At 47.9% G+C, this 22,797-nt stretch carries 22 protein-coding genes, 4 tRNA genes and 1 pseudogene; 16 read left to right on the top strand and 11 right to left on the bottom strand.

Annotated elements, in window-relative coordinates; all coding sequences use genetic code 11:
- Positions 1–68: 68 nt before the first annotated feature.
- The 4 genes from R3177_RS01520 to R3177_RS01505 all read left to right on the top strand — a co-directional run bounded on the left by R3177_RS01520 (position 69) and on the right by R3177_RS01505 (position 4,330).
- Positions 69–1,076, top strand: a complete 1,008-nt coding sequence (locus R3177_RS01520; RefSeq protein WP_318969278.1) for a tetratricopeptide repeat protein — start codon at positions 69–71, stop codon at positions 1,074–1,076.
- Entirely contained in the window at positions 1,073–1,579 is a 507-nt protein-coding gene (locus tag R3177_RS01515; RefSeq protein ID WP_318969277.1) for a hypothetical protein, read from the top strand. The genes R3177_RS01520 and R3177_RS01515 overlap by 4 nt, the downstream gene beginning before the upstream one ends.
- Before the next feature lie 22 nt (positions 1,580–1,601).
- Positions 1,602–3,656: a TonB-dependent receptor gene (locus tag R3177_RS01510; RefSeq protein ID WP_318969276.1), complete on the top strand. Its 2,055-nt coding sequence runs from the start codon at positions 1,602–1,604 to the stop codon at positions 3,654–3,656.
- An 89-nt stretch (positions 3,657–3,745) separates the two neighbouring features.
- Positions 3,746–4,330 carry a glutathione peroxidase gene (locus tag R3177_RS01505; protein ID WP_318969275.1) on the top strand — a complete coding sequence of 195 codons (585 nt, stop codon included), beginning with the start codon at positions 3,746–3,748 and terminating at the stop codon, positions 4,328–4,330.
- 196 nt (positions 4,331–4,526) lie between these two features.
- Here the strand turns inward: R3177_RS01505 and rnhA are convergent, their stop codons facing one another.
- Positions 4,527–4,994 (bottom strand): ribonuclease HI, encoded by a 468-nt coding sequence (gene rnhA, locus R3177_RS01500; RefSeq protein WP_318969274.1) that lies wholly within the window; start codon positions 4,992–4,994, stop codon positions 4,527–4,529.
- Positions 4,995–5,060: 66 nt separating this feature from the next.
- Between rnhA and dnaQ the strand changes: the two genes are divergently transcribed.
- The 6 genes from dnaQ to R3177_RS01470 all read left to right on the top strand — a co-directional run bounded on the left by dnaQ (position 5,061) and on the right by R3177_RS01470 (position 7,697).
- On the top strand, positions 5,061–5,765 hold the full coding sequence (dnaQ, locus tag R3177_RS01495) for a DNA polymerase III subunit epsilon (protein WP_318969273.1): 705 nt from the start codon (positions 5,061–5,063) through the stop codon (positions 5,763–5,765).
- Positions 5,753–7,198, top strand: coding sequence for a TIGR03503 family protein (locus tag R3177_RS01490; protein WP_318969272.1), 1,446 nt, complete (start codon positions 5,753–5,755; stop codon positions 7,196–7,198). Before dnaQ ends, R3177_RS01490 begins: the two co-directional genes overlap by 13 nt.
- Positions 7,199–7,306: 108 nt before the next feature.
- Positions 7,307–7,383: transfer RNA gene (locus R3177_RS01485), tRNA-Asp, on the top strand.
- A 16-nt stretch (positions 7,384–7,399) separates the two neighbouring features.
- Positions 7,400–7,476: transfer RNA gene (locus R3177_RS01480), tRNA-Asp, on the top strand.
- A gap of 25 nt (positions 7,477–7,501) precedes the next feature.
- Positions 7,502–7,578 (top strand) — tRNA-Asp (locus R3177_RS01475).
- Between the two features lie 42 nt (positions 7,579–7,620).
- Positions 7,621–7,697 (top strand) — tRNA-Asp (locus R3177_RS01470).
- A gap of 36 nt (positions 7,698–7,733) precedes the next feature.
- On the opposite strand, the gene R3177_RS01465 is transcribed toward R3177_RS01470, so the two are convergent.
- The 8 genes from R3177_RS01465 to tsaA form a co-directional block, all read right to left on the bottom strand.
- Positions 7,734–9,131: a GAF domain-containing sensor histidine kinase gene (locus R3177_RS01465; RefSeq protein WP_318969271.1), complete on the bottom strand. Its 1,398-nt coding sequence runs from the start codon at positions 9,129–9,131 to the stop codon at positions 7,734–7,736.
- A gap of 123 nt (positions 9,132–9,254) precedes the next feature.
- Complete coding sequence (locus R3177_RS01460) at positions 9,255–9,683, bottom strand: DUF6691 family protein (RefSeq protein WP_318969270.1); 429 nt, start codon at positions 9,681–9,683, stop codon at positions 9,255–9,257.
- A gap of 15 nt (positions 9,684–9,698) precedes the next feature.
- Complete coding sequence (locus R3177_RS01455) at positions 9,699–10,100, bottom strand: YeeE/YedE family protein (RefSeq protein WP_318969269.1); 402 nt, start codon at positions 10,098–10,100, stop codon at positions 9,699–9,701.
- Position 10,101: 1 nt separating this feature from the next.
- Entirely contained in the window at positions 10,102–10,524 is a 423-nt protein-coding gene (locus R3177_RS01450; protein ID WP_318969268.1) for a rhodanese-like domain-containing protein, read from the bottom strand.
- Positions 10,525–10,554: 30 nt separating this feature from the next.
- Positions 10,555–11,304, bottom strand: coding sequence for a sulfite exporter TauE/SafE family protein (locus tag R3177_RS01445; RefSeq protein ID WP_318969267.1), 750 nt, complete (start codon positions 11,302–11,304; stop codon positions 10,555–10,557).
- A 239-nt stretch (positions 11,305–11,543) separates the two neighbouring features.
- Positions 11,544–13,265 (bottom strand): proline--tRNA ligase, encoded by a 1,722-nt coding sequence (locus R3177_RS01440; protein WP_318969266.1) that lies wholly within the window; start codon positions 13,263–13,265, stop codon positions 11,544–11,546.
- Positions 13,266–13,314: 49 nt separating this feature from the next.
- A complete protein-coding gene (locus tag R3177_RS01435; RefSeq protein ID WP_318969265.1) occupies positions 13,315–14,373 on the bottom strand; it encodes a galactose oxidase in 1,059 nt (352 codons plus the stop codon).
- Entirely contained in the window at positions 14,321–15,052 is a 732-nt protein-coding gene (gene tsaA / locus R3177_RS01430) for a tRNA (N6-threonylcarbamoyladenosine(37)-N6)-methyltransferase TrmO (protein ID WP_318969264.1), read from the bottom strand. The genes R3177_RS01435 and tsaA overlap by 53 nt, the downstream gene beginning before the upstream one ends.
- A 147-nt stretch (positions 15,053–15,199) precedes the next feature.
- Between tsaA and purU the strand changes: the two genes are divergently transcribed.
- On the top strand, positions 15,200–16,033 hold the full coding sequence (gene purU, locus R3177_RS01425; RefSeq protein ID WP_318969263.1) for a formyltetrahydrofolate deformylase: 834 nt from the start codon (positions 15,200–15,202) through the stop codon (positions 16,031–16,033).
- Positions 16,034–16,108: 75 nt separating this feature from the next.
- Positions 16,109–16,642: a hypothetical protein gene (locus tag R3177_RS01420; protein WP_318969262.1), complete on the top strand. Its 534-nt coding sequence runs from the start codon at positions 16,109–16,111 to the stop codon at positions 16,640–16,642.
- Positions 16,643–16,656: 14 nt separating this feature from the next.
- Here R3177_RS01420 and can read toward each other — a convergent pair whose 3' ends face one another.
- Positions 16,657–17,298: a carbonate dehydratase gene (gene can, locus R3177_RS01415; RefSeq protein WP_318969261.1), complete on the bottom strand. Its 642-nt coding sequence runs from the start codon at positions 17,296–17,298 to the stop codon at positions 16,657–16,659.
- A 200-nt stretch (positions 17,299–17,498) separates the two neighbouring features.
- Here can and R3177_RS01410 point away from each other — a divergent pair, with 200 nt between their 5' ends.
- The 3 genes from R3177_RS01410 (at position 17,499) to R3177_RS01400 (ending at position 20,978) form a co-directional block, all read left to right on the top strand.
- Positions 17,499–18,914 carry a mannose-1-phosphate guanylyltransferase/mannose-6-phosphate isomerase gene (locus R3177_RS01410; protein ID WP_318969260.1) on the top strand — a complete coding sequence of 472 codons (1,416 nt, stop codon included), beginning with the start codon at positions 17,499–17,501 and terminating at the stop codon, positions 18,912–18,914.
- Entirely contained in the window at positions 18,874–20,349 is a 1,476-nt protein-coding gene (locus R3177_RS01405; RefSeq protein WP_413229052.1) for a phosphomannomutase CpsG, read from the top strand. Before R3177_RS01410 ends, R3177_RS01405 begins: the two co-directional genes overlap by 41 nt.
- A 104-nt stretch (positions 20,350–20,453) precedes the next feature.
- The gene (locus R3177_RS01400) at positions 20,454–20,978 is read left to right on the top strand and encodes an H-NS histone family protein (protein WP_318969259.1); all 525 of its coding nucleotides are present in this window, start codon (positions 20,454–20,456) and stop codon (positions 20,976–20,978) included.
- 68 nt (positions 20,979–21,046) lie between these two features.
- Here R3177_RS01400 and R3177_RS01395 read toward each other — a convergent pair whose 3' ends face one another.
- Entirely contained in the window at positions 21,047–21,790 is a 744-nt protein-coding gene (locus tag R3177_RS01395) for a YciK family oxidoreductase (protein ID WP_318969258.1), read from the bottom strand.
- A 237-nt stretch (positions 21,791–22,027) separates the two neighbouring features.
- Between R3177_RS01395 and R3177_RS01390 the strand changes: the two are divergent.
- Positions 22,028–22,797, top strand: a pseudogene (locus tag R3177_RS01390) (lipase); the annotation flags it as partial.

Genomic DNA, 22,797 nt, shown 5'->3' with positions numbered 1-22,797 from the left:
AGCAGTTACTGGCAGACGCTTTTCGGCCTGCAGCTGACGATAAGTTCATATTAGCCGCACCGTTACCGATGACTAGCCGAATGGCTGAGTTAGTTGCCCGGCATGAGGATAAACCTGAAGGGAATATCACGTTAGAGTTGACTAGCTTATATCTGCAAGGTGCACGTCAACCGGGGTTTGAAGACTGGTTTCATGAAGCTGAACAATTACTTGATACCCTGAGCGAACAACATTCAGATGTACTCCAGTATCAATTGTTGAGAGCCGATATTCAGCAGCAGCAACACCAGTTTCAGGCTGCCCTTAAAACGCTGGATGCGGTTTTTGAGAATGATCCCCAACATATTTATGCCAGTCTGATGGCTGCGAGAATTTACCTTGCAACAGCCCAGCATGATGCTGCGCAGCAAGCGTGTGCCAGATTATGGCAACAAGATTTATTTTTGATGTCGGTATGCAGTTTTGAAGTTGCCGGGCGCAGGGGCAATTGGTCAACTAGCTATCCGGCGCTGCGCGATCTTTTTCAACGTCAGGCAAGTATACCGCCAGCTATTGACATATGGGTTCGGGGCATTTTAGCCGAGCAAGCTGAACAACTGGGCCAGTTAACGGATGCACAGCAGTGGCTAAGTCCGGTGTTAGCCAAGGCACCAACCAGCTTGTGGCTTAAATGGGCTGATTTAAGTCTTAAGCTCGAAGATGCAGTGCAGGTTTATAATAAACTGGCGCTGAAACAGCAGGATCTTCGTATCGCAGACAGCTTGCTGGTCAGGTTGGTCAGAGCGGAGCAGCAAATGGCAATATTGCCAGACAATGCGAAGTCTCAGCGTTTTTCGGCTGAATTAGCGCAGCGGGTCGCACTGCGAATTGCGCGGGGAGACACCGATCATGCTGCTGATCTGGCCTACTACTTTTTACATATTGAACTTGATGCCGCTGCTGCAGTGCACTGGGCCACGTTAAATTATCAGAGCGCCAAAGAGCCTGATGATCTTGCTTTACTAATCCAGAGCCAACGAGTTTTATCACAACGTAATCAATTGGCTGAACCTCAATTAACGGAAGCTGAAAAATGAAAAACCGTAAATTAATTGCAGCGCTGCTGTGCCTAGTGTTAACGCCATTCGCCCTTGCCCATAAATTTAGCACCGCCTATATGGATGTGCAGGTTATTGACGGTCAGCCTGCGTTACTATGGAAGGTCGCACTACACGATTTGGCTAAGGCAAAATTGATTGTTGCACAGAACAACCATCAGGTTTCATGGCAGCAAGTGATGGATAGCGCACCTGTACTGACGGATTATCTAAAACACCATTTGTTCTTCAGTAGTGAGGCAAAGCAATGTGACATATCGCCAGCGCCGGCCAGTAACTGGCAGCTGCAGAAATTGCAACGCGATCTCTACTTACTGCTTCCTGTCCGGGTGCGCTGTGATGTCTTGAGCAACTGGCAGCTTACCTACCGGGCGTTATTTGCCAGTGAACCCAGTCATAAACTGCTGCTATCCTGGCAGGTGCCAGGTGAGAGCGCTAAGGGTGTACTGGCTGCAGAGTCTGTTACTTTTCCGCTTAACTGATACATCATTTACAGGCATAACTATGAATTTTTACCACTACTCTTTGTTGGTGAGTACCCTGGTATCGTGCTGTCTGCCAAACAACCTCGCTGCTGATCCTGTTTCAGCTCATATGATAGAGCAAATTACAATCAGAGGTCGCCAAACCGATTTACTTGGCCACGCCAGCTCTGCCTCTGAAGGAGTTGTTGGTGATGCAGAGATAAGTGACCGGCCCCTGTTGCGCACCGGTGAGGTGCTCGAATTTATTCCCGGTATGGTGGTAACCCAGCATAGCGGCAGCGGTAAGGCTAACCAATATTTTCTAAGAGGCTTTAACCTTGATCATGGTACCGATTTTAGCGTCAGCATCGATGGCATGCCAATTAATATGCGAAGCCATGGGCATGGCCAGGGTTATACTGACTTAAGTTTTATTATGCCCGAGCTGATAAGCCAGATTAGCTATCGCAAAGGTGCTTATTATGCTGATGATGGAGATTTTTCAACTGCAGGTTCTGCTCGTTTTAGTATACAGAACCAGACACCAGCCACTATTACTGTTAGCGCCGGCCAGAACAATTATCGGCGGCTGTTAGCTAAAGACAGCATTATACAAGGCAACGGAAGTCTGGTGCTAGCGGGCGAGCTGCAGCAATATGATGGTCCGTGGACCGATATTAATGAAAATGTAAAGAAGATAAACGCGCTGACACGTTTCAGCGAGCCATTAGGTACGGGCCGTTTTTCGGTTACCGTAATGGTGTATGACAACAGCTGGAACGCTGCTGATCAGATCCCGGCACGTACAGTCAGCAGTGGCCAGATTGACAGACTCGGTTCAGTCGATACAACGGTGGGGGGGCAAAGCAGCCGCTACAGCCTGTCAGCAAGCTGGCTTAGCGATGGCTGGCAGATAAGTGCTTATGCCATTGATTACAAAATAGATTTGTGGTCAAACTTCACTTATTTTCTGACAAATCCCGTTGCCGGTGATCAGTTTCAACAAGTCGACAAACGACAGATTTTGGGTGGTCAGCTAAGTCATCACTGGCATCACCGGGTGGGGCAGTTTGCTATAGAGCATGTCGTTGGGGGGCAATTACGCTATGACGATATTGACGAAGTAGGGCTCTACAACACCCGGGCCCGGCAGCGTTTAAGTACGGTGCGCAGTGATCAGGTTAAGCAGGGTTCAGTAGCTGTTTTCGGCCAGTCAGATATTCAGCTTAATGCCGACTGGACAGCCCATCTGGGGCTGCGTTACGACTACATGGATGCGATGGTAGACAGTGCACAAACGACGGCTAATTCCGGCGATGCATCTGACGGTATCGTGTCACTGAAAGCCGGCATCAGTTATCAGTTTGCGCCAAACTGGCAGGCATATCTCAATACCGGTCAGGGGTTTCATTCCAATGACGTCCGGGGCGCCACTGCAGTTGCCGACCCGGTGACGTTAGAGGCAGTAGCGCCTGTCGATTTGCTGGTAAAATCTGACGGCGCCGAGCTTGGCTTGCGCTTTTTTGATTATACTGCATTTAATGCCTCGCTGGCACTCTGGTATCTAAAACTTGACTCTGAGCTACTTTATATTGGCGATGCCGGGACCAATGAGCCAAACCGGGGCAGTAAGCGCTATGGCGTTGAGCTGGCTGCTTATTACTGGCTGGGGAGTAACTGGAGTTTAGATGCTGAGCTGGCCCTGACCCGTTCGCGGTTTACCGGCGATGTTGATGAAGAGGGTAATCAAGTTGATGGTTCGTTGCCATTGGTGGCGAGTATGGGGCTGATTTATGAAGCTGACCGGCCCTGGCAAGCCAGTTTACGGTTGCGCCATTTTGGTAAACGGACGTTAGATAGCTTTAATCAGCAGCGTTCAGCGGCAACAACAGTGGTCAATGCCGCGTATCAGTATAAGTGGCAGCAGTGGCAGCTGGGTGTCGACTTGTTAAATCTGCTCGATAGCACTGATAACGACATTGACTACTTTTATACCTCACGTTTGCCTGGGGAGCCGGTGGAAGGTATCGAAGATCGTCATTCGCATCCGTTAGAGCCCAGAACCCTGCGTCTAAAACTTACTTATCGTTTTTAATTTACCGCGGTTACTGTTTCACAGATCGGTTTACGTTAAGCTTACGTAACAACAGGGCGTAATCCCCAACAAATCTTCGGAGAGTTAAAATGAACAAATGGATCGGTGTCGCGGCACTGGCAGGGTCGTTAATGGCTGTTCCTGCATCAGCTAACCAGTGTGGCGAAATACTCAGCCATGCCATGCAGCAGTTAAATACCCGGGAAACAATTGATTTATGTGAGCAGTACCAGGGTAAAACGGTACTCGTGGTGAATACCGCCAGCAAATGTGGTTTTACCAAGCAGTTTGAAGGGCTGGAAGCGTTATATCAGAAATATCAGGATAAAGGCCTGGTGGTACTGGGTTTTCCATCAGATAGCTTTAAGCAGGAATATGATGATGCGGAGAAAACGGCTGAAGTCTGTTATCTGACCTATGGGGTTAAGTTCCCGATGTTTACCACTACCAAAGTAAAAGGGGACGACGCCAACCCAGTGTTTAAAGCGCTGATTGCTAAAACCGGTGAAACACCGTCCTGGAATTTTAATAAGTATCTGGTAAGTAGCGATGAGCAAACTGTAAAACACTTTGGCAGTCGCACAGCGCCAGACGATAAAGACTTTATTGCTGAGCTCGAAAAGATGCTGATGGCAGGTAGCGACTCAGAAAAGACTGGTAAGTCTGGCGAGTAAGCCCACCGCTGGTCATCTGCTCTGGCTACAACACTCGCTTTGGCTCATCATAGTAACTCGCTCGCACTGACGTGCTTGCCCAGACACTCTGTGATGACCAAATCGAGGTTCTAGCCGCAGTTGACTCATTACTTACTGCAGTTGATTACCGATATAAATGATTTTTTACATCAAGCCCACTTGCAATATTTTAATATCAATTTGCTTCAAAAGCCTGGTCGATTGTGGTGGGGTTTGCTTCAGCGGCTGTTCTGGCCAGCACATCACAGCGTTCGTTCTCCGGGTGGCCGGCATGGCCCTTTACCCAATGCCAGTTTACTTTGTGTTTCGCTGCTGCAGCATCTAACCGCTGCCATAAATCCTGATTTTTAACCGGTTGTTTCTGGCTGGTTTTCCAGTTATTACGCTTCCAGCCAGCCAGCCACTGCATAATACCCAGCCGCACATACTGACTGTCGGTGGTTAACTCTACCTGACATGCTGACTTTAAACTTTCCAGCGCAATAATGGCCGCCAGCAGTTCCATCCGGTTGTTGGTGGTGAGGCGAAAGCCACCGCTGAGCTCTTTGCGATGCTGGTTATACACTAAAATAGCGCCATAACCACCGGGCCCGGGGTTACCCAGACAGGAACCGTCGGTATAGATCGCAACACTTTTCTGCATAAAGCCTTTCCTCAAAGTAAAACGGCGTATAATCTAACGTAAATGCAGTAAAAAGCGAAATCTCTGATGGCAAAGCGACAAATTATTCTCGACACCGAAACCACAGGTATCAACCCCCGTGAGGGCCACCGAATTATTGAAATTGGCTGTGTTGAACTGGTTAATCGCCGTTTTACCGGCAATAACTATCATGTCTATATTAACCCGGAGCGGGAAATTGAGGCTGAAGCCGTTGCAGTGCATGGTATTACCAATGAGCGTTTAGCACATGAGCCTAAATTCCGGGATATTGCAAAAAGCTTTTTTGATTATATTCAGGGAGCCGAGCTGGTCATTCATAACGCCGCATTTGACGTCGGCTTTATTGATCACGAATTCGCCAGGCTAACACCCGCATTACCACCGGTACAGCAATACTGTGCCGTACTGGATACGCTGAAATTAGCGCGGGAGCTGCATCCGGGGCAAAAGAATAATCTGGATGCCTTATGTCGTCGTTATGATATTAACAACAGCCATCGGACCTTGCACGGTGCATTGCTTGATGCAGAGATCCTGGCTGATGTCTATTTGCTGATGACCGGCGGTCAGGTTAGTTTAAATCTGGCTGCGAAACAGGAGCACAGTGAGCAGGGTGAAAATGCGCCGGCTACACTTGTTCGCAACAGTAAATTAAAGGTTATTCGCGCCTCGGCCGATGAAATGCTGGCACATGAAAGCCGGCTTGATCTGGTGCAGAAAAAAGGAGGAAGCTGTCTGTGGCGAAACTAACGGGGCAATGCTATTGGTTGCTGCTGTGTGCTGCGTTGCTCTGGCCTTCGATATTGCAGGCACGGCAGGATAATGCTTCAGCAGAACCTGCACTGACAGAGGAGCAGGCCAGTACTCAGGCAGAAGGTTTTGCGTTATTAGGTGATTTACCCACTAAAAATCAGATCCCATTTTTTGAGAATCGTTTTCGCATCGACAGTGAAGTTGAAACGATAACCCTGTTAATGTTTCGTCGACCCGGCAGTGCGTCGGTGGTTTTAGTCAGACCCGATGGCAGTAAATTGTATTTCAATACCGCCGAAGAAAATAATGTACGCTGGTATGACGCTGCCACCTACGATTTAATTGAAATTAATAATCCGATGCCCGGCCCCTGGCAGGCTATTGGCCGCATTTTGCCCGAAAGCCGGATAATGGTGCTGACTGATATTAAGCTGGAAGTGGACCCGCTGCCAGATAACCTGATGGTAGGGGAAACCGTAAAAGTTACAGCACGGCTGCTAAACGGCGTGACAGCGGTAACTGCCGGTGATTTTCGGGAAGTATTGAGCCTGGAAGTGATTTTTATCAGTACCAATAATGCTGAATTCGCTAATTTCGGCCGGGGCATCATTCAGGTGGCAACCTTTCGGGATGATGGCCGCGGTTTCGATGAACGGCCGCGCGATGGCATATTTACCGGTGAGTTTAAACTTGATTTTGTGGCCGGGGAGTGGACCCCCAAGTATATTGTCCGTACTGCGCTCTATACCCGGGAATTAGAGCAGGATCCAATCATATTAAAACCAGCACCGATTAACCCCGAAGTTAAGCTTGCAGCCACTGAGACTGATAGTCATCAGGTCACCTTTAATCTGACCGAGGACGGGGTGGATGCAGCAAGTCTTCTGATCCAGGGGCGGGTGCGTTACCCTGATGGCAGCGTCGATCAGTATGCGCTGAATGCACAGGATAATCCGGACAATACACTCAGTGTGCTGAATAAAGGTTTTGGTAGCTATATTCTGGATATTGCTGTTTTTGGTAACTGGCAGGATGGTCGCGAATTTATGTTGACGATGCCGGAACTTAGTTTTGTTGTCAACCAGCAAACCTTTGCTGCACCGGAACTGGAGCAGCTGCCAGAACAAATTCTGGCAGAGCTGGAAGCGGAGCAAGCCGCAGCAGAAGCAGAGCAGGGGTTTCCCTGGGCACTGGTAATTGGTATCAATCTGTTTATTCTGATCACAGGCAGCCTGGCTATCTGGTTTATTATGAGTGGTAAAAAGCCTGCTGCTTTATTATTCTGGCGTAAACAACCTGCGGTAACACGCAATGCAGTCAAGCGATCGGCCCCGACTGGCAATGGCACTAAAACGATGACTTCAGAGACAAAAGCACAAAAAAACAACGATCTGGATGATATTCTGGATCTTTCCCTGCCGGATGATTAAGGAATAGCCAAAAGCGACAAAAAAGAAGTTGACGGGCTATAGCCTTATCCGTATCATTCCCGCCGCACCAGACGATACCCAAATGAAATTGTCTGGTGTAATTAGCGCGGAGCGGTAGTTCAGTCGGTTAGAATACCGGCCTGTCACGCCGGGGGTCGCGGGTTCGAGTCCCGTCCGCTCCGCCAATGTTGTTGCTTCTTCGGAGCGGTAGTTCAGTCGGTTAGAATACCGGCCTGTCACGCCGGGGGTCGCGGGTTCGAGTCCCGTCCGCTCCGCCAATGCAACACATAGCTTTCTGATTCCGGAGCGGTAGTTCAGTCGGTTAGAATACCGGCCTGTCACGCCGGGGGTCGCGGGTTCGAGTCCCGTCCGCTCCGCCACTTCAGTAAAGTAATTAGCAGAGCTTAAGCTCACTCCAGCGCGGAGCGGTAGTTCAGTCGGTTAGAATACCGGCCTGTCACGCCGGGGGTCGCGGGTTCGAGTCCCGTCCGCTCCGCCACTTCCTGGTTCTGTTAAGTTTGCTGCTGTGGCAAAGTTAATCGGGTTTATTGCCAGTCACCTCAGGGCAGACGATAGGTAAGGTTAACCTGAAGCTGCTGCCATGCCCCGGAGTCGAATCAATACTGATAGCGCCACCCAGCGTGTTGGCAACCAGGTTGTAAACAATCGCCAGTCCCAGGCCGCTGCCACCGTTACTTCTTTTTGTGGTATAAAAAGGTTCGAAAATACGTTTTTGTTCTGCTTTGGCAATACCTTTGCCATTGTCCCGAACTGTTAATTGTACTGTTTCACGCTGCGGTTGCTCGATCAAAAACTCCACTTTATTTGTTCCTTTCGTTTGCTCAAAGGCATGCATGCACGCGTTAATGACCAGATTAGTAATAACCTGAGCAATGGCGCCGGGATAGGTGGTGATGGTGATAGATTGCCGGCAGTGAATCTGATGGTCGACATCATAAGCTTTGGTATAAGGCTTTAATGTTGTTACCAGAGTGCCAATATAGTCTGCCAGATTAATTGTCTGAATATCATAACTGGACTGATCGACCGCTGTTTTTTTAAAGTTTACAACCAGCTCAGCGGAGCGATCCAAAGTGCGCTCTATGACAGCATGGCTGTCGCGAAGTGCCTGAATTGTCGTTTCCAGCTTACTGCGACTTAAGGTATTACTTTCCAGTAATTGCTGAAGTTTATCGGTCATTTCAATGCAGTGAGAATTAGCAGTAATCGCAATTCCCAGTGGCGTATTCACCTCATGGGCCACACCTGCGACCAGCGCACCTAATGATGCCATTTTTTCAGACTCGACCAGCTGTGCCTGAGTTTGCTGCAGTTCATCAATATGTTTTTCCAATTGCTCGGTACGCTCATTAACCCGGCGTTCGAGCTGCTGGTTTAGCTGTTCGAGTTGTTGCTGATATTGTTTTTTCTGCCGGGCGGTCAGGGCTCGGCCATATAAATCGGCTAATGCTGCAACAAAATGCGTTTCATCATCGGTCCATTTTTTCAAGGTATGTTTTTGTTCACAACAGATAACGCCAATCATTTCACCACCAAAGCGGATTGGCACGTCCAGCATTGATACGATGTCAGAAGGAATCAGATAGCTTTGGGTAAATTCAGATGTAGCTGGATGGCTGCAGGCATCATTGGCCCGGATCACCCGCTGATGATCCAAAGCACTGAAATATGCAGGGAAATCCTGTCGGTAAAACACGGCTTTTTCACTGCTGGCAGGTAACTCATTATCCAACAGTTGTTCACAGCTAATCGATTTTCGCTGTGAATCAAAACACCACAGGCTGACCCGGGCTATTTTTAAGCCATTTAGACAGGCTTGCAGCAATAGCAGTTCGGCGGCATCGCTGTCACCGCTATCCAGTACCGGGCTTAAAGACACATTAAGCAAAATAGTTTCAAGCGTTGTATCCACATCAACCAACTTTTGATAGCGGCAGGCTTAACTGCCGGCAATTATCGCAGCAATCGGGCTAATGCTTACTATAGCAATGAATTTACCAGAGGACGAATAATCAACGCTTCCCAGATTAATGGCCTAAGATTTTACACCTGAGCGCTTTAATGGAATTCGTCCGGCAATAAACCAGCCCGCTACCATCATTAAAACAAAGCCGCTGGTACCCGCATTGAAGGTTGGCAGTGCAGCAATAGCCGGTCCCGGACAATAACCTGTTAAGCCCCAGCCAATACCAAAAATAGCCGAGCCGGCCAGCAGCGATTTATCCAGATGCTGTTTCGCCGGTAGATAGAAGCTGTGGTCAAATAGCGGTGCATCTTTCTTTAAAGCTAAGCGGTAACCCACGGTATAAACCATCAAAGCTGCTACCATGACGAGCGCCAGGCTGGGATCCCAGTTACCGGTCAAATCCAGAAAGCTTAGCACCTTCTGCGGGTCTATCATTTTAGAGACGGCAATGCCCGCTGAGATCAGTAAACCGGATAAAAACGCGAATAAAAGCTGCATAAATCACCTCATTAATCAGAATACGCTGGCAATCAGGAAACCAGTAGCCATAAACATCAGCGTTGCGGCCACTGAACGTGGTGAAAAACGACCGACCCCGCAAATTCCATGGCCAGAGGTACAACCACTACCCCAGGCCGTCCCCAGCCCAACCAATAAGCCGGCAGTGAGGGTGCGAATGCTTAAATCGGGTGTACTAAAGCTGAAATCCTCCAGCAATAAACCGACTAATATTGGACCAAGTAGTAAACCTGCAACAAACGCAAGTCGCCAGCTACGACCATCGCGCTGAAATAATGCCTGGCTGGCAATGCCGGAAATACCGGCAATCCTGCCCAGGGTAACAAGCAGCAGCAGGGTACCAAGACCAATCAGACTACCACCTATTAATGCTGAAACCGGGGTAAAATTTTCCATATTATTCTCCCTGATTCTGTGGCAGGGGTTGGGTCGCAAAATTCGCTGCAAGCCAATCCTGCATACCACCGGCCACAGAGAAAACCTCTGTAAACCCCATGCGTTGTAACGATTCTGCTGCCAGCGCAGAACGGCCACCAGAGCGACATATCAGATATAACGGCGCTTCAGCTAATTGTGCCAGGGCAACCTCTGCGGCGCAGCCACTGGCGGCAACTGCCGGATGATTTGCCAGCTGCATCTCAAGCACACCTCTGGGGTAGTTTACTGCGCCTGCGATATGGCACTGAGCAAATTCTGCGGGTTCGCGCACGTCAATCAGGCGGGGTTGTGGGTGCTGCGCTAAATATGCTGCCAAATCCGCGACTGTCGTTTCTCTGATCCCGGCTCTTGCTTCGGCAATCAGTTGCTGTGATGTTTTCATATGCAATTCCTTAATTGACGTTAAGCTGAATTAAAGGACTGACTGTGTAATAACGATAACAGCCATTACTATTAAAAATACCGCAAAACCTCGCTGTAGCTTGTCTTTGGCTAAGCGCCTGCCGATCCAGCCACCAAAATAACTGCCCACAACGCCGGCCAGGATCATTAAGCCCATCACAGACCAGGCAAACTGAACACCCTGGCTGCTGAATACCAGATAATATTTAGCAAAACCGACAAAGGATTTCATGGCAATGATGAGTAAGCTGGTCGCAACACTGACGGCGATCGGTAAACCAGCCATTATTACTAAAGCCGGTACAATCAGAAAGCCGCCACCTACACCAACAAAACCGGTAACGGCGCCAACCAGCAAACCATCGGCAATCACCTTGGTTTTATTAAAGTCAGGCAGCATCGCCACTTCTTTCAGTTTACTGCGCCACATTAACACGGCTGCAACTATCATCAGTATTGCAAACACCAGCAGTTGCCAGCGGCCATCGACACGCGTCCCAGCCCAGGCGCCAACGTAGGTACCGACCATACCCGGTAAGCCAAACCACAGCACGTGGCGCCAGCTAATCAGTTTTTTCATACCGTTATGGACAGATCCGAACAAGCTGATTCCAGCCACAATTAACAATGACGAAGCGATCGCTAACTCTGCTGGCATGTGAAGCAGATAAAGCAGAACCGGCACGGTCAGAATAGAGCCGCCTGAGCCAAACAAGCCAAGGCTTAAACCGATAATTAATGCGCCAACTAATGCTGCCACGCTGCCTCCCACATATTCTTAAAAGGAATAAGCTTATAACCAGGCTTTATTCTAAGGTGTTTTAGACAGGCTGACAATTAAATTTTAGTATTTTCTAATTTAAAAGGCCAAAATGACGTTAGGTCAGATTTTTAACAGGTATCAAGTATACAGCAGGCTTAAAAGTGGCCTCCCTGGCAGATTGTGTGCAGCGGGTGACACAATCTGCCAGGGAGGCAGGATAGGAAAGCTCAGGTTTCTCAGCGCAGTTTTTGCTGGATTTCTGCAACCACAGCAGTAATATCAAGCATCATTTTTTCACCAGTGCGGCGGTTTTTATATTCCACCTGCTGGTTATCAAGATTACGCTCACCAATCACGATAGTATGAGGCACGCCAATCAGCTCTATATCAGCAAACATCACCCCGGGGCGTTCCCGGCGGTCATCAAATAATACGTCAATACCCGCCGCAGCTAATTGCGTATAAAGTTGCTCTGTCACTTCAGCAATACGGACAGATTTATGCATATTCATTGGAATAAGAGCAACCTGAAACGGGGCAATTGCATCTGGCCAGATAATGCCGTTCTCGTCATGATTTTGTTCAATCGCCGCGGCGACAATACGGGATACGCCGACACCATAACAACCCATAGTCATTATCTGATGCTTGCCTTCTTCATTTAAAACGCCGGCTTTAAGCGCTTTCGAATATTTTTCACCCAACTGAAAAATATGGCCCACTTCAATACCACGCTTGATTATCAGGGTACCAAAGCCACAAGGGCTGGGATCTCCGGCCACAATATTCCGGATATCTGCAACCTGATATTGCGGAATATCTCGCTCCCAGTTGGTTCCGCTAAAGTGATAACCGTCTTGATTCGCACCGGTAACAAAGTCGGCAAGATGGGCTGCGCTGCGATCAGCAATGATCCTGATTGACAAGCCAACCGGGCCTACTGAACCGGGCCCGGCGCCGCATACCGCTCTGACTTGCTCTTCTGTCGCAAATTGCAATGGGCTGGCAATCCCTGCCAGCTTCTCTGCTTTTAACTCATTTAATTCATGATCGCCGCGCAATACCAGGGCAATAAGTTGTTGTGCTCCGCTGTCATCAGCTTCTGCCAACACGAATAACGTTTTAGCGATAGTGTCCTGCGCAACGTTTAACAACGCCGCCACCTCAGCTACCGTACCGGCGGCGGGGGTCGCGACTCTGGTTAATTCTGCCGCAGGTGCTGCTCTGCTGCCGTTAGGTGCCAGGGCTTCCGCCATTTCTATATTGGCTGCGTAGTCGCTGCTGTCAGAAAATGCGATAGCATCTTCGCCGGACTCCGCCAGCACATGAAACTCATGGGAGACACTACCGCCAATAGCGCCACTGTCAGCTTGTACAGGCCGGTAATCCAGCCCCAACCGGTTAAAAATATTACAATAGGCGCTGTACATAGCGTCATAGGTTTGTTGCAGGCTGTCCTGACTTAAATGAAAAGAATAGGCATCTTTCATGATAAATTCGCGGGCTCGCATTACACCGAATCGCGGCCGGCGCTCGTCGCGGAATTTAGTTTGGATCTGATACAGATTTAACGGTAACTGTTTATAGCTGGTAATTTCCCGCCGCACTAAATCAGTAATAACTTCCTCATGAGTCGGGCCCAACACATAGTCGCGCTGATGCCGGTCTTTAAAACGCAGCAACTCAGCGTCCATACTGAACCAGCGCGCAGACTCCTGCCATAATTCAGCAGGTTGAACCATTGGCAGCAGTACTTCAATAGCACCGGCTTTGTTCATTTCCTGACGGACAATTTCTTCAACTTTACGTAGTACTCTGACACCAGTCGGCAGATAGCTGAACATGCCGGTACCTAACCGGCGAATCAATCCGGCTCGTAACATCAGTTTATGGCTGATAATTTCGGCGTCGGAGGGAGTTTCTTTCACCGTCGATAACAAATACTGGCTGGTACGCATGCTACTCTCAGAAAATAGTCAGAAAATTGCGGCCATTCTAGCAAGTCATTTAGTCTGGCAGAAGTTGAATCTGATGTTTTATTGGCTTATTTATTACCTGCTGCTCTGAAATCATGCCTCCAAGGGTATAAAATTCGCCGTTTAATTCCAGCAGAGCATGAGCATCCATTACCGGAACACTGTCTGCGGCAGTTCGCCACTGTTGCCTTGAAACCGAGTATATCCAGACCTCGCTGCTTGGGATGGCGCTTTTTCCATTAAAACCAATGCCGTTGTAATGATAACCAAGCTGGCTGCCACCGACAAAGATGATAACCGGTTCGCCATTAATTTCAGCTCCGGTCGCAGCCATTCTGAACCGAGCCTTTCCGGTTGGGTGACCTACCTTTTGCCAGCTAATCTGATTGGGGTTGCTGCCAATAGTACCCTGCCAGCAGGCAGGTTCTGCGACAAAGTTACGCGGCTTTGCATGCGGGTATTCGATAGCGATACCATCACACAGTAGTAACGTATTATCAATAATACCACCGGCTAAACCAAACACCGGTTTTCCCGGAAACGGGGTGGCCTGCGACCAACGCTGGGTAAAATTATCAAATAGCTGCAGCAAATTGACGTTGCCATGGTCACTCCAGCCGCTGGCCAGATAAATATAGCGATTCTGATAGGGCAGGGCGACGGCATCGTCTACCGGTACCGGCATATCGTTAAGCCGGGTATAGCGCTGGGTTACCGGATCGAGCCGGTAGCTGTCCGTCGCGGTTTGTTTACTGCCATCAGCACTGATCGTAAAGCCACCGAAAATAAAAAAGCTGTTATTTAACGCCACAGCACTGGCTGCGGCACGCCCTTGCAGTCGTTGCTTACTTGGCACGGGTGGTAATTCAGTCCAGCCGAATTCACCCAGCGTATGCATCCATACTTTATTATGCAGGTCATTATGCTGTTTGCCAGGACCAATCCCCATCGCGCTGATAATATAGGTTTTACCCCGAATTGTCGCACTGGCAACGCTGTTGTTACTGACCGGCTCGGGTAAATCGGGTATGGCTATGCTACTGGCTGCGACGGTCAGCAAACTCAGATAGCTGAGAGATTTCAGTAACATGATTATGTTCTCCATTGACAGTCCATTTAATATTAAACTGGTACAAAGTCATACCGTACTGCTGTGCGGCATCGCGTTGTTTTTTATAAGATGGCCGTGGGTCCTGTTTCAGCACTTTTTCAGTTAACAGCGCCAGGTCCGGATACGCCGTCTGCGCCTGACAGAAGTCTCTTGCCTGCTCACTGAAGCTGACGGTCATCAGTGTTTCCGGGGCACTGTCAGCAAATCCGCCTATCGCATCTTGCAGGGCATCAGCATAAGGTAAATACGGTTTAATGTCTAAGATGGGCGTGCCATCCAGTAAATCTATACCACTTAGCTCTAACACCAGTTTGTCTTGCTTTCGGTATACCCTGTCCAGTTTTACGACAGAGAGGCCAATTGGATTAGGTCGGAATGTTGCCCGTGTTGCAAAAACACCTTTTCGGGTATTTCCACCCAGTCTTGGCGGTCTGACCAGGGGCGACCAGCCTTTATCAGCCGTTTGATGAAATACAAACACCAGCCACAAATGACTGAAAGTTTCGATACCTCTGATGATGTCATCATCAGCATAAGGTGGTGTAAGTATCAACTTGCCCCGGGCTTCGGGTATCAGCCCGGGCTGGCGTGGGATAGCAAACTTCTGTTTATACGGTGATTCAATAGTGCCGATAACATTAAACTGAAAAGAGTTCATGGTAACTACGCGTTGCGAGCAAAAATAATCCCGCATTATGCAGTTGCCTTCATTAAACAACAAGCATCAATACAGACGTCTGAATGTCTTTGACTCCATATGATTGTTAGGTAACAATGGCAAGAAAATGTTAAGTGAAGAGTAAAAATGGAACGGAAAACCCTGTTAACCGAATGTCCGGACTCCAAAGGACTGATCGCTCAGATTACTAATATTTGTTATCAATATCAGCTTAATATTATCCGTAACACTGAATACGTCGATCCGGTGACGGGCCAGTTTTATATGCGTACCGTGCTTGAGGGCATATTTGATGACGCCGCGTTACTGTCTGATTTGGATCGGGTTTTACCAGCCGGTAGTCGCCGTAGCCTGTTAAGCGATGGGGCCAGACGCGTGGTTGTGCTGGTTACCCGGGAAGCCCATTGTCTGGGTGATATTTTAATGAAAGTGTTTGATGGTTCACTGGCATTAGACATTGCCGCCATTGTCGGTAATTACCCTGAATTAGCTGCGCTGGCAGCTAAATTTGGCATACCCTATCATTACATCAGCCACCAGGGGATTAACAGGAATGAACACGAGCAGCAGATTCTGGCTGCGGTAGCGCCTTATCAACCCGACTATCTGGTGCTTGCCAAGTTTATGCGGATCTTAAGTGCAGACTTTGTTGCCCGGTATCCTAACCGGATCATCAATATTCATCACAGTTTTTTACCCGCTTTTATTGGCGCCAATCCTTATCAGCAAGCATTTGAACGTGGGGTAAAAATTATTGGTGCGACGGCTCACTTTGTTAATGAACTGCTGGACGAAGGGCCCATTATTGAGCAGATGGTTCGCACGGTGGACCATAACTTCAGTGCCAACGATATGGCCAGAGCTGGCCGGGACGTTGAAAAAGCGGCATTAAGCCGGGCATTGCAGCTGGTAGTGGAAAACCGGGTACTGGTCCACGGCAATAAAACGGTGGTGTTATAGCTAAGATTTTACTTTCTGCAGACTATCTCTAATACTTCAACCACCTTAATTATTTTGAGCTGCAGGGACGTTACCATGAAAGCGTATATATTAATCTGTTGTTTGTTTTTCTGTCATTTTAGCGGTGCTGCCCAGACAGTAAGCCTGCACCCGAAGCTGGAAGTGTTCCGGCCCTATCTGGGGCAGTACTGGCAAGGTAATCTGGCGCAGCCTGGCAGCGATAAACCTGTTATTGACCGTTCGCACTGGTCGAGGGCCCTTAATGGCCAGGCAATTAAAACAGTGCATTCAATTAATCACGGGGAATATGGTGGCGAGTCTTTTATTTTCTGGGATCAGGCAAAAGACAGCCTGGCTTACTACTATTTTACAACTGCCGGTTTTTATACTTACGGCACTATGCAGTTTAATCCACAAACTGGCGAAATCACTGCATTAGAGAATGTTGAAAACAATCAGAACGGCATTACCAAAGTTAAATCACACTCTAAAATAATGCCGGATGGTAGTTTACAGGTGCGGTCCAGTTATTTGCAGAATGATAAATGGGTTGAAGGCCACAGTGCGGTATATCAACCCGTTGCTCCCCAGGAGATTTTATTTAAATAATGACCAGCAGCATCCTAACTGTCGACAGGATCCATAGCATAAATGTTATCTATTTTATCAGCACTGGAGTGACTGACCCTTAAGTCTTTTACCCTGCCGTTGTGCAAGCTGTAAACCCAGCCGTGGACCGCCAGTGGCTGACCACGTTCCCAGGCTTCCTGCACAAAGCTGGTATGACACAAGTTCCGGACCTGCTCGATGACGTTCAGTTCAATCAGCCGGTTCAGGCGCTGGTTATCATCGCTGAAGCTGTCTACGTCTTGCCGGTGCATTGCATAGACATCTTTTACATTACGCAGCCAGTTATCCACAAATCCGACCCGTTGCTTCATCATGGCGGCTTTTACGCCACCACATCCATAATGCCCCACTACCAGAATATGTTTGACTTTCAGAACATCAATCGCATATTGAAGAACGGACAGGCAATTCATATCCGAGTGCAACACCAGATTTGCGACGTTCCGGTGAACAAACAGTTCGCCAGGCAGCAGGCCGACTATCTCATTAGCCGGTACCCTGCTGTCTGAACAGCCAATCCAGAGATATTCAGGTGTTTGCTGCGCCGATAACTGCTTAAAAAAACCTGGCTGCTCACGTTCAATCCGATCTGCCCAGTTTTTATTGTTGATGAATAACTCTGTGAAGTCTGGCATAACACTGATCCTGAGAATAGTCGCGCTAAGATAGCTGATTCTACCGCAATTAAGAGCACCGACCAGCCTTTTGCTGTTCAGGTACTGCAATCAACCGCTCTGAACAAGATCAATATTCCGGGTGACCTTTGCGGGTAAAGCTGGCTATACTAAGCTCAACTAAGCTACTTATTTAATGGAAAGTATCGCAAGGAGTTGCAATGATCCCGGTTATTTTATCTGGCGGGTCCGGTACCCGGCTCTGGCCTTTGTCCCGCGCAAAAAAACCTAAACAATTTCTGTCTCTGGTTAACGAAAAAAGTATGCTGCAAAATACCCTGTTAAGGTTAAAGGGGATAGAGCAGTTGGCGCCGCCACTGGTAGTCTGTAATGAAGACCATCGCTTTATGGTGGCTGAGCAACTTCGCGAGCTGAGTATTACAGATGCCTGTATCATGCTGGAGCCAGTGGGCCGTAATACCGCCCCCGCTATCGCTATTGCTGCGATACAGGCGTTACAGACAGAACAGGATCCGTTGCTATTGGTACTGGCTGCAGACCATGTTATTCAGGATATACCCGCTTTCCAGCAAGCGGTTGCTGAGGCCAGGGTGGCTGCCGAAGCAGGCAAGTTGGTGACCTTTGGTATAGTGCCGGTCAGTGCGCATACCGGTTATGGTTATATCCGCCGCAGTCAGCAAAGTATTGCTGGTATGGTCAATACGTTTGAGGTGACGGAATTCAAGGAAAAACCAGATAAAAACACAGCAGAGCGGTATCTGGCGTCAGGCGAGTATTGCTGGAACAGTGGTATGTTTATGTTTAAAGCCAGCAGTTTACTGGCTGAGCTTGAAAGGTTTGCGCCGGATATTGTCAGCGCATGCAAGCTGGCGGTGACATCGGCAAGTCAGGATTTAGATTTTGTCCGGATTGACAACCAGGCGTTCAGCACCAGCCCCTCAAATTCTCTGGACTATGCCGTATTAGAGAAGTCTGATAACACTGTCATGGTGCCATTACAAGCGGGTTGGAGTGATGTCGGTAGTTACGATGCACTGTGGGACGTGATGGCAAAAGATGCGCAGGGCAATGCGTGTCGTGGTGATGTTATGCTGGAAGCAACCCACAACAGTTATATTAATGCTGAAGAAAAGTTAGTAGCGGTAATTGGTTTAGACAACGTTATCGTAGTCGAAACCAAAGATGCCGTGTTAGTTGCTGATAAAAACGACATTCAACAAGTAAAAAACATCGTGCAGCGGTTGCAGAGTTATGGCCGGACCGAAGTGGATTTACACCGGGAAGTATTCCGGCCCTGGGGGAAATATGATTCAGTCGATCAGGGAACCCGCTATCAGGTAAAACATATTACCGTAAAACCCGGAGCTAAATTATCGGTTCAGAAACATCATCACCGGGCTGAACATTGGGTCGTAGTAAGTGGTACTGCCCTGGTAAGAAACGGTGATCAGGAATTTATGGTTACTGAAAATGAATCCACTTTCATTCCGATTGGCGTCGTTCATTCCCTGGAAAACCCCGGCAAAATTCCACTAGAGCTGATTGAAGTCCAGTCTGGCAGTTATCTGGGAGAAGATGACATCGTTCGTTATGCTGACAAGTATGGCAGAGGTTGAGATGACATCGTTATCCTGCTTTAAAGCCTATGATATCCGTGGCAAATTAGGGGACGAGCTGAATGAACAAATTGCCTACAGTATTGGCCGGGCTTATGCCCGGATTATTAAACCTCAAACTGTGGCAGTGGGCAGTGATATCCGGCTGAGTTCAGAATCCCTTAAGCTCGCATTAGCGTTAGGGTTGCTGACCGAAGGCGTAGACGTGCTCGACTTAGGTATGACGGGCACCGAAGAGGTCTATTTTGCTGCTCAGCATCTGGCAATCGACGGAGCCATTGAGGTAACAGCCAGCCATAACCCGATAGACTACAATGGGATGAAGTTGGTTCGTGCACAGTCGCGGCCAATCAGTGGTGATAGCGGTTTGTTTGCGATCCGTGATGAAGCCAGACAACTGCTGACTGATTTATATATGCCGTCAGCATTACAGGAGCTTACTGAACAAAGTAAGGTGATTGGTAATAGAAGCTGGCGATACGGGAAAGCCAGCTATAAAAAACACAGTATTCTCGCACCTTATATCGATCACTTGCTGGGATATATCAACAGCGCCAATATCAAGCCATTAAAGCTGGTGGTGAATTCAGGTAATGGTGCTGCCGGTCATGTTGTTGATGCGCTGGAGCACGCTTTTATCCGGCATAAAATACCGGTCACTTTTATTAAAGTTAATCATCAGCCTGATGGTCACTTTCCTAACGGTATTCCTAACCCGCTACTGGTGGAAAACAGGCAGACTACGGCAGATGCCGTCAGGCACTACCAGGCCGACTTCGGTATCGCCTGGGATGGTGATTTTGATCGTTGCTTTTTGTTTGACGAACAAGGTCAGTTCATTGAAGGTTATTATATTGTCGGTATTCTGGCAGCGGCGTTTCTACAAAAAGAGCCAGGAGCCAAAATTATTCATGATCCCCGGTTGTACTGGAATACTGAGGCTGTTTGCCAGCAATACAATGGCCTGGCAATTTGCAGTAAGACAGGTCATGCATTTATTAAAGAGCGGATGCGTGCTGAAGATGCAGTATATGGTGGAGAGATGAGTGCGCATCATTATTTTCGCGACTTCGCATATTGTGATAGCGGGATGATCCCATGGCTTTTAGTTGCCGAGCTATTATCATTGTCAGGAAAAAAATTATCGCAATTGGTTCAGCAAATGATTGCTGACTATCCCTCTTCCGGCGAACTGAACTTTAGGATCACGGATCCGCAAAAGGTAATTACTAAATTAGCAGCATATTATGCAGACCAGGCAATTCAAACTAATTATATTGATGGACTAAGTATGGATTTTGGTAACTGGCGTTTTAATCTTCGCGTTTCTAATACCGAAAATGTTGTCAGATTGAATGTTGAAACTCGTGGTGATTCAATGCTGATGACACAAAAAACAGCAGATATAACGTCTTTCTTAACTGAAACTGAATAGAATATGCTTTTTTGCTCAGTATATTTATTTCAGAAGTCTCTATCACTTTATTTAAACGGCGAAATTGCTTATTCTTTATTAAATTTTGTATAAAGGAGAGTGACGTGTCTTTATTATTAGATAAAAAAGAACTTAAGAAAGCAGCCAAAGAGTTGACGCTGGTTAAGTTGACAGAAGTCATTGAAACGTTAAATGGTGTACTGGCTGAACGCCAGCAGGAAGTTGAGCTAATCGCGCAGCTGGAACAACTTGCTAAAGCGCAGGGATACACGTTAGAGCAACTTGGTTACAAACAGAGCAGTGATGTTGTCGTAGCCGAAAACAGTGATAATGCCAGTGCCAAGCGACCAGTAAAACCGAAATTCAAGACGATTAATAAAGACAGCCAGTTTTTCTATGTCGAAAATGGACAGTTACAATTGCTGCGCACCCATACGATGAAAAAAGGCCTGCAACAACGGGGCATTCAGGTTGTGCCACTGGCGAAAGTAGATAAAAAATTTGCTAAGGATGTCGACAAACTGATTGCTGATGCAACAGCGCAGGCGATTGAAAATTACAACAATAAGGTAGCCATCTGGAATGAATGGGCGGTGGCTAACGGCGGCGAAATTCTGGAAAAACGCTGAGGCTTTCGTTTTAATAAAAAAACCGGCTTTTATGCCGGTTTTTTTATTATGCCATCGACGTCTGAATGCTATTTGGGCTGGGCATCAAGTGACTTGCCATTGACTGATTTGCTGGCGTCTGCCATTAAATACAAGTAGAGCCACATCAGATCTGCCGGTGTTTTTAAGCTCAGCGGATCTTCGCCGGGATAAGCCTTTGCGCGCATTGCTGTGCGGGTAGCGCCAGGATTAATACAGTTTACCCGGATTGAGCTGTCGGCGTACTCGTCAGCCATCACCTGCATTAACCCCTCTGTAGCAAACTTCGATACAGCGTAAGGTCCCCAATATGCCCGACCGCTTCGGCCAACACCTGATGATGTGAAAACCACTGAGGCTGCCGGTGCTTTTTTTAACACCGGAATTAAAGCCTGAGTCATTAACATCGCACCTGTCACATTTATTTGCATAATATCTTGCCAGCTGGCGAGATTAATATGCTCAAAGGGGCTTAGTACCCCCAGTAAACCTGCGTTGTGCAGCACACCATCCAGCTTACCAAACTCCCGCTCAATGGTGGTTGCCATATCTTTATAATGACTGGCCGTTGCGCCTTTTAAATCCAGCGGCACGATAGCCGGTTCAGCGTCGCCGGCAGCGATAATTTCATCGTATACAGCTTCAAGCTTTTTGACTGTTTTACCCAGCAAGATAACAGTTGCCCCATAGCGGGCATAGGTTAATGCAGCACAACGACCAATACCATCGCCGGCGCCGGTAACTAAAACCACTTTACCTTCTAACACCCCTGGCGGGGCTGTGTAGTTATCCATAAAATCTAACCTGTCTGTGTTAAAAAACGGCGCAAGCATACGCTTAAAACAACTATTTTGCATCTTTCTTGCTGCCAACCGTATTTTTACGCTAGCGATCTGGCAGACTTTGAGTTAACTTTAACTGGTCGTAGCTGTTTGTACTTGCAGCTACCTTAAAAATAAAAGAATTCGTAATAAACAAAGCAAGGTTTTGCTTTGTAATAAAAAAATAAGCGTTAAGGACGGGGAGATATTATGAAAAAGCTTGCTATTAGTATCGCTGTTGCGGCAGCGGTCGGTCTGGCTGGTTGTGGTGATTCATTAGAAGATATAAAACAGGAAGTCGGTGAAGACACAGTGGTGCCAGCTTCCAGAGTGGTTTTTGACCCTTCAGCGGGCCGGGTGTCAGTTCCAAACGACTTATTATTCCAGGGCACCACAGACGGTACCCTTACTCTGGATAGTGGGGAAAACCCGAATTATACTAACCCGCAGACGGCACTAGGTGCATTAGATGGGTGGTCTACCCAGAATCCTTTCGCTATTGATATCAGCTTTCCGGCAGGCGTCACGTTAAATGCAGATAGTGCGCAGACTCCCGGCGCGGTGAGGGTATTTAAGGCATTAATGGGTGACCCAATGTCTGCTGAGGCGGCATGCACCCAGGTGCCACGGGGTGCAGCTTGTCAGATCACTGAAGAGTTAGTGTTTGGTCAGGATTTTGTCACTGCTGCGCGTGGTAACAGCGTGGCTGTGGTTCCGTTAAAACCACTGGATAGTGCCACCACCTATTTGCTGGCACTGACAGATATTTTGCAGGATAGCACTGGCGAATCTATCAAACCATCAACAACTTATGAGCTGGTTAAACAGGATATTACCACCTTACCTCTTGCCACTGCTTCACAGCGGGCATTGCAAGGCGTGATTAACAGCTTTGAAAATGTCATGGTAAGAGATGAAGGCCTTGATAAAGACAATATTATTTATACCGCTGCCATTACCACTCAGTCTGTTGGTGCCGT

Source organism: Arsukibacterium sp., from assembly GCF_033722355.1.
Classification (GTDB): Bacteria; Pseudomonadota; Gammaproteobacteria; order Enterobacterales; family Alteromonadaceae; genus Alishewanella.
This window is presented reverse-complemented; position numbering and strand designations above follow the sequence as displayed.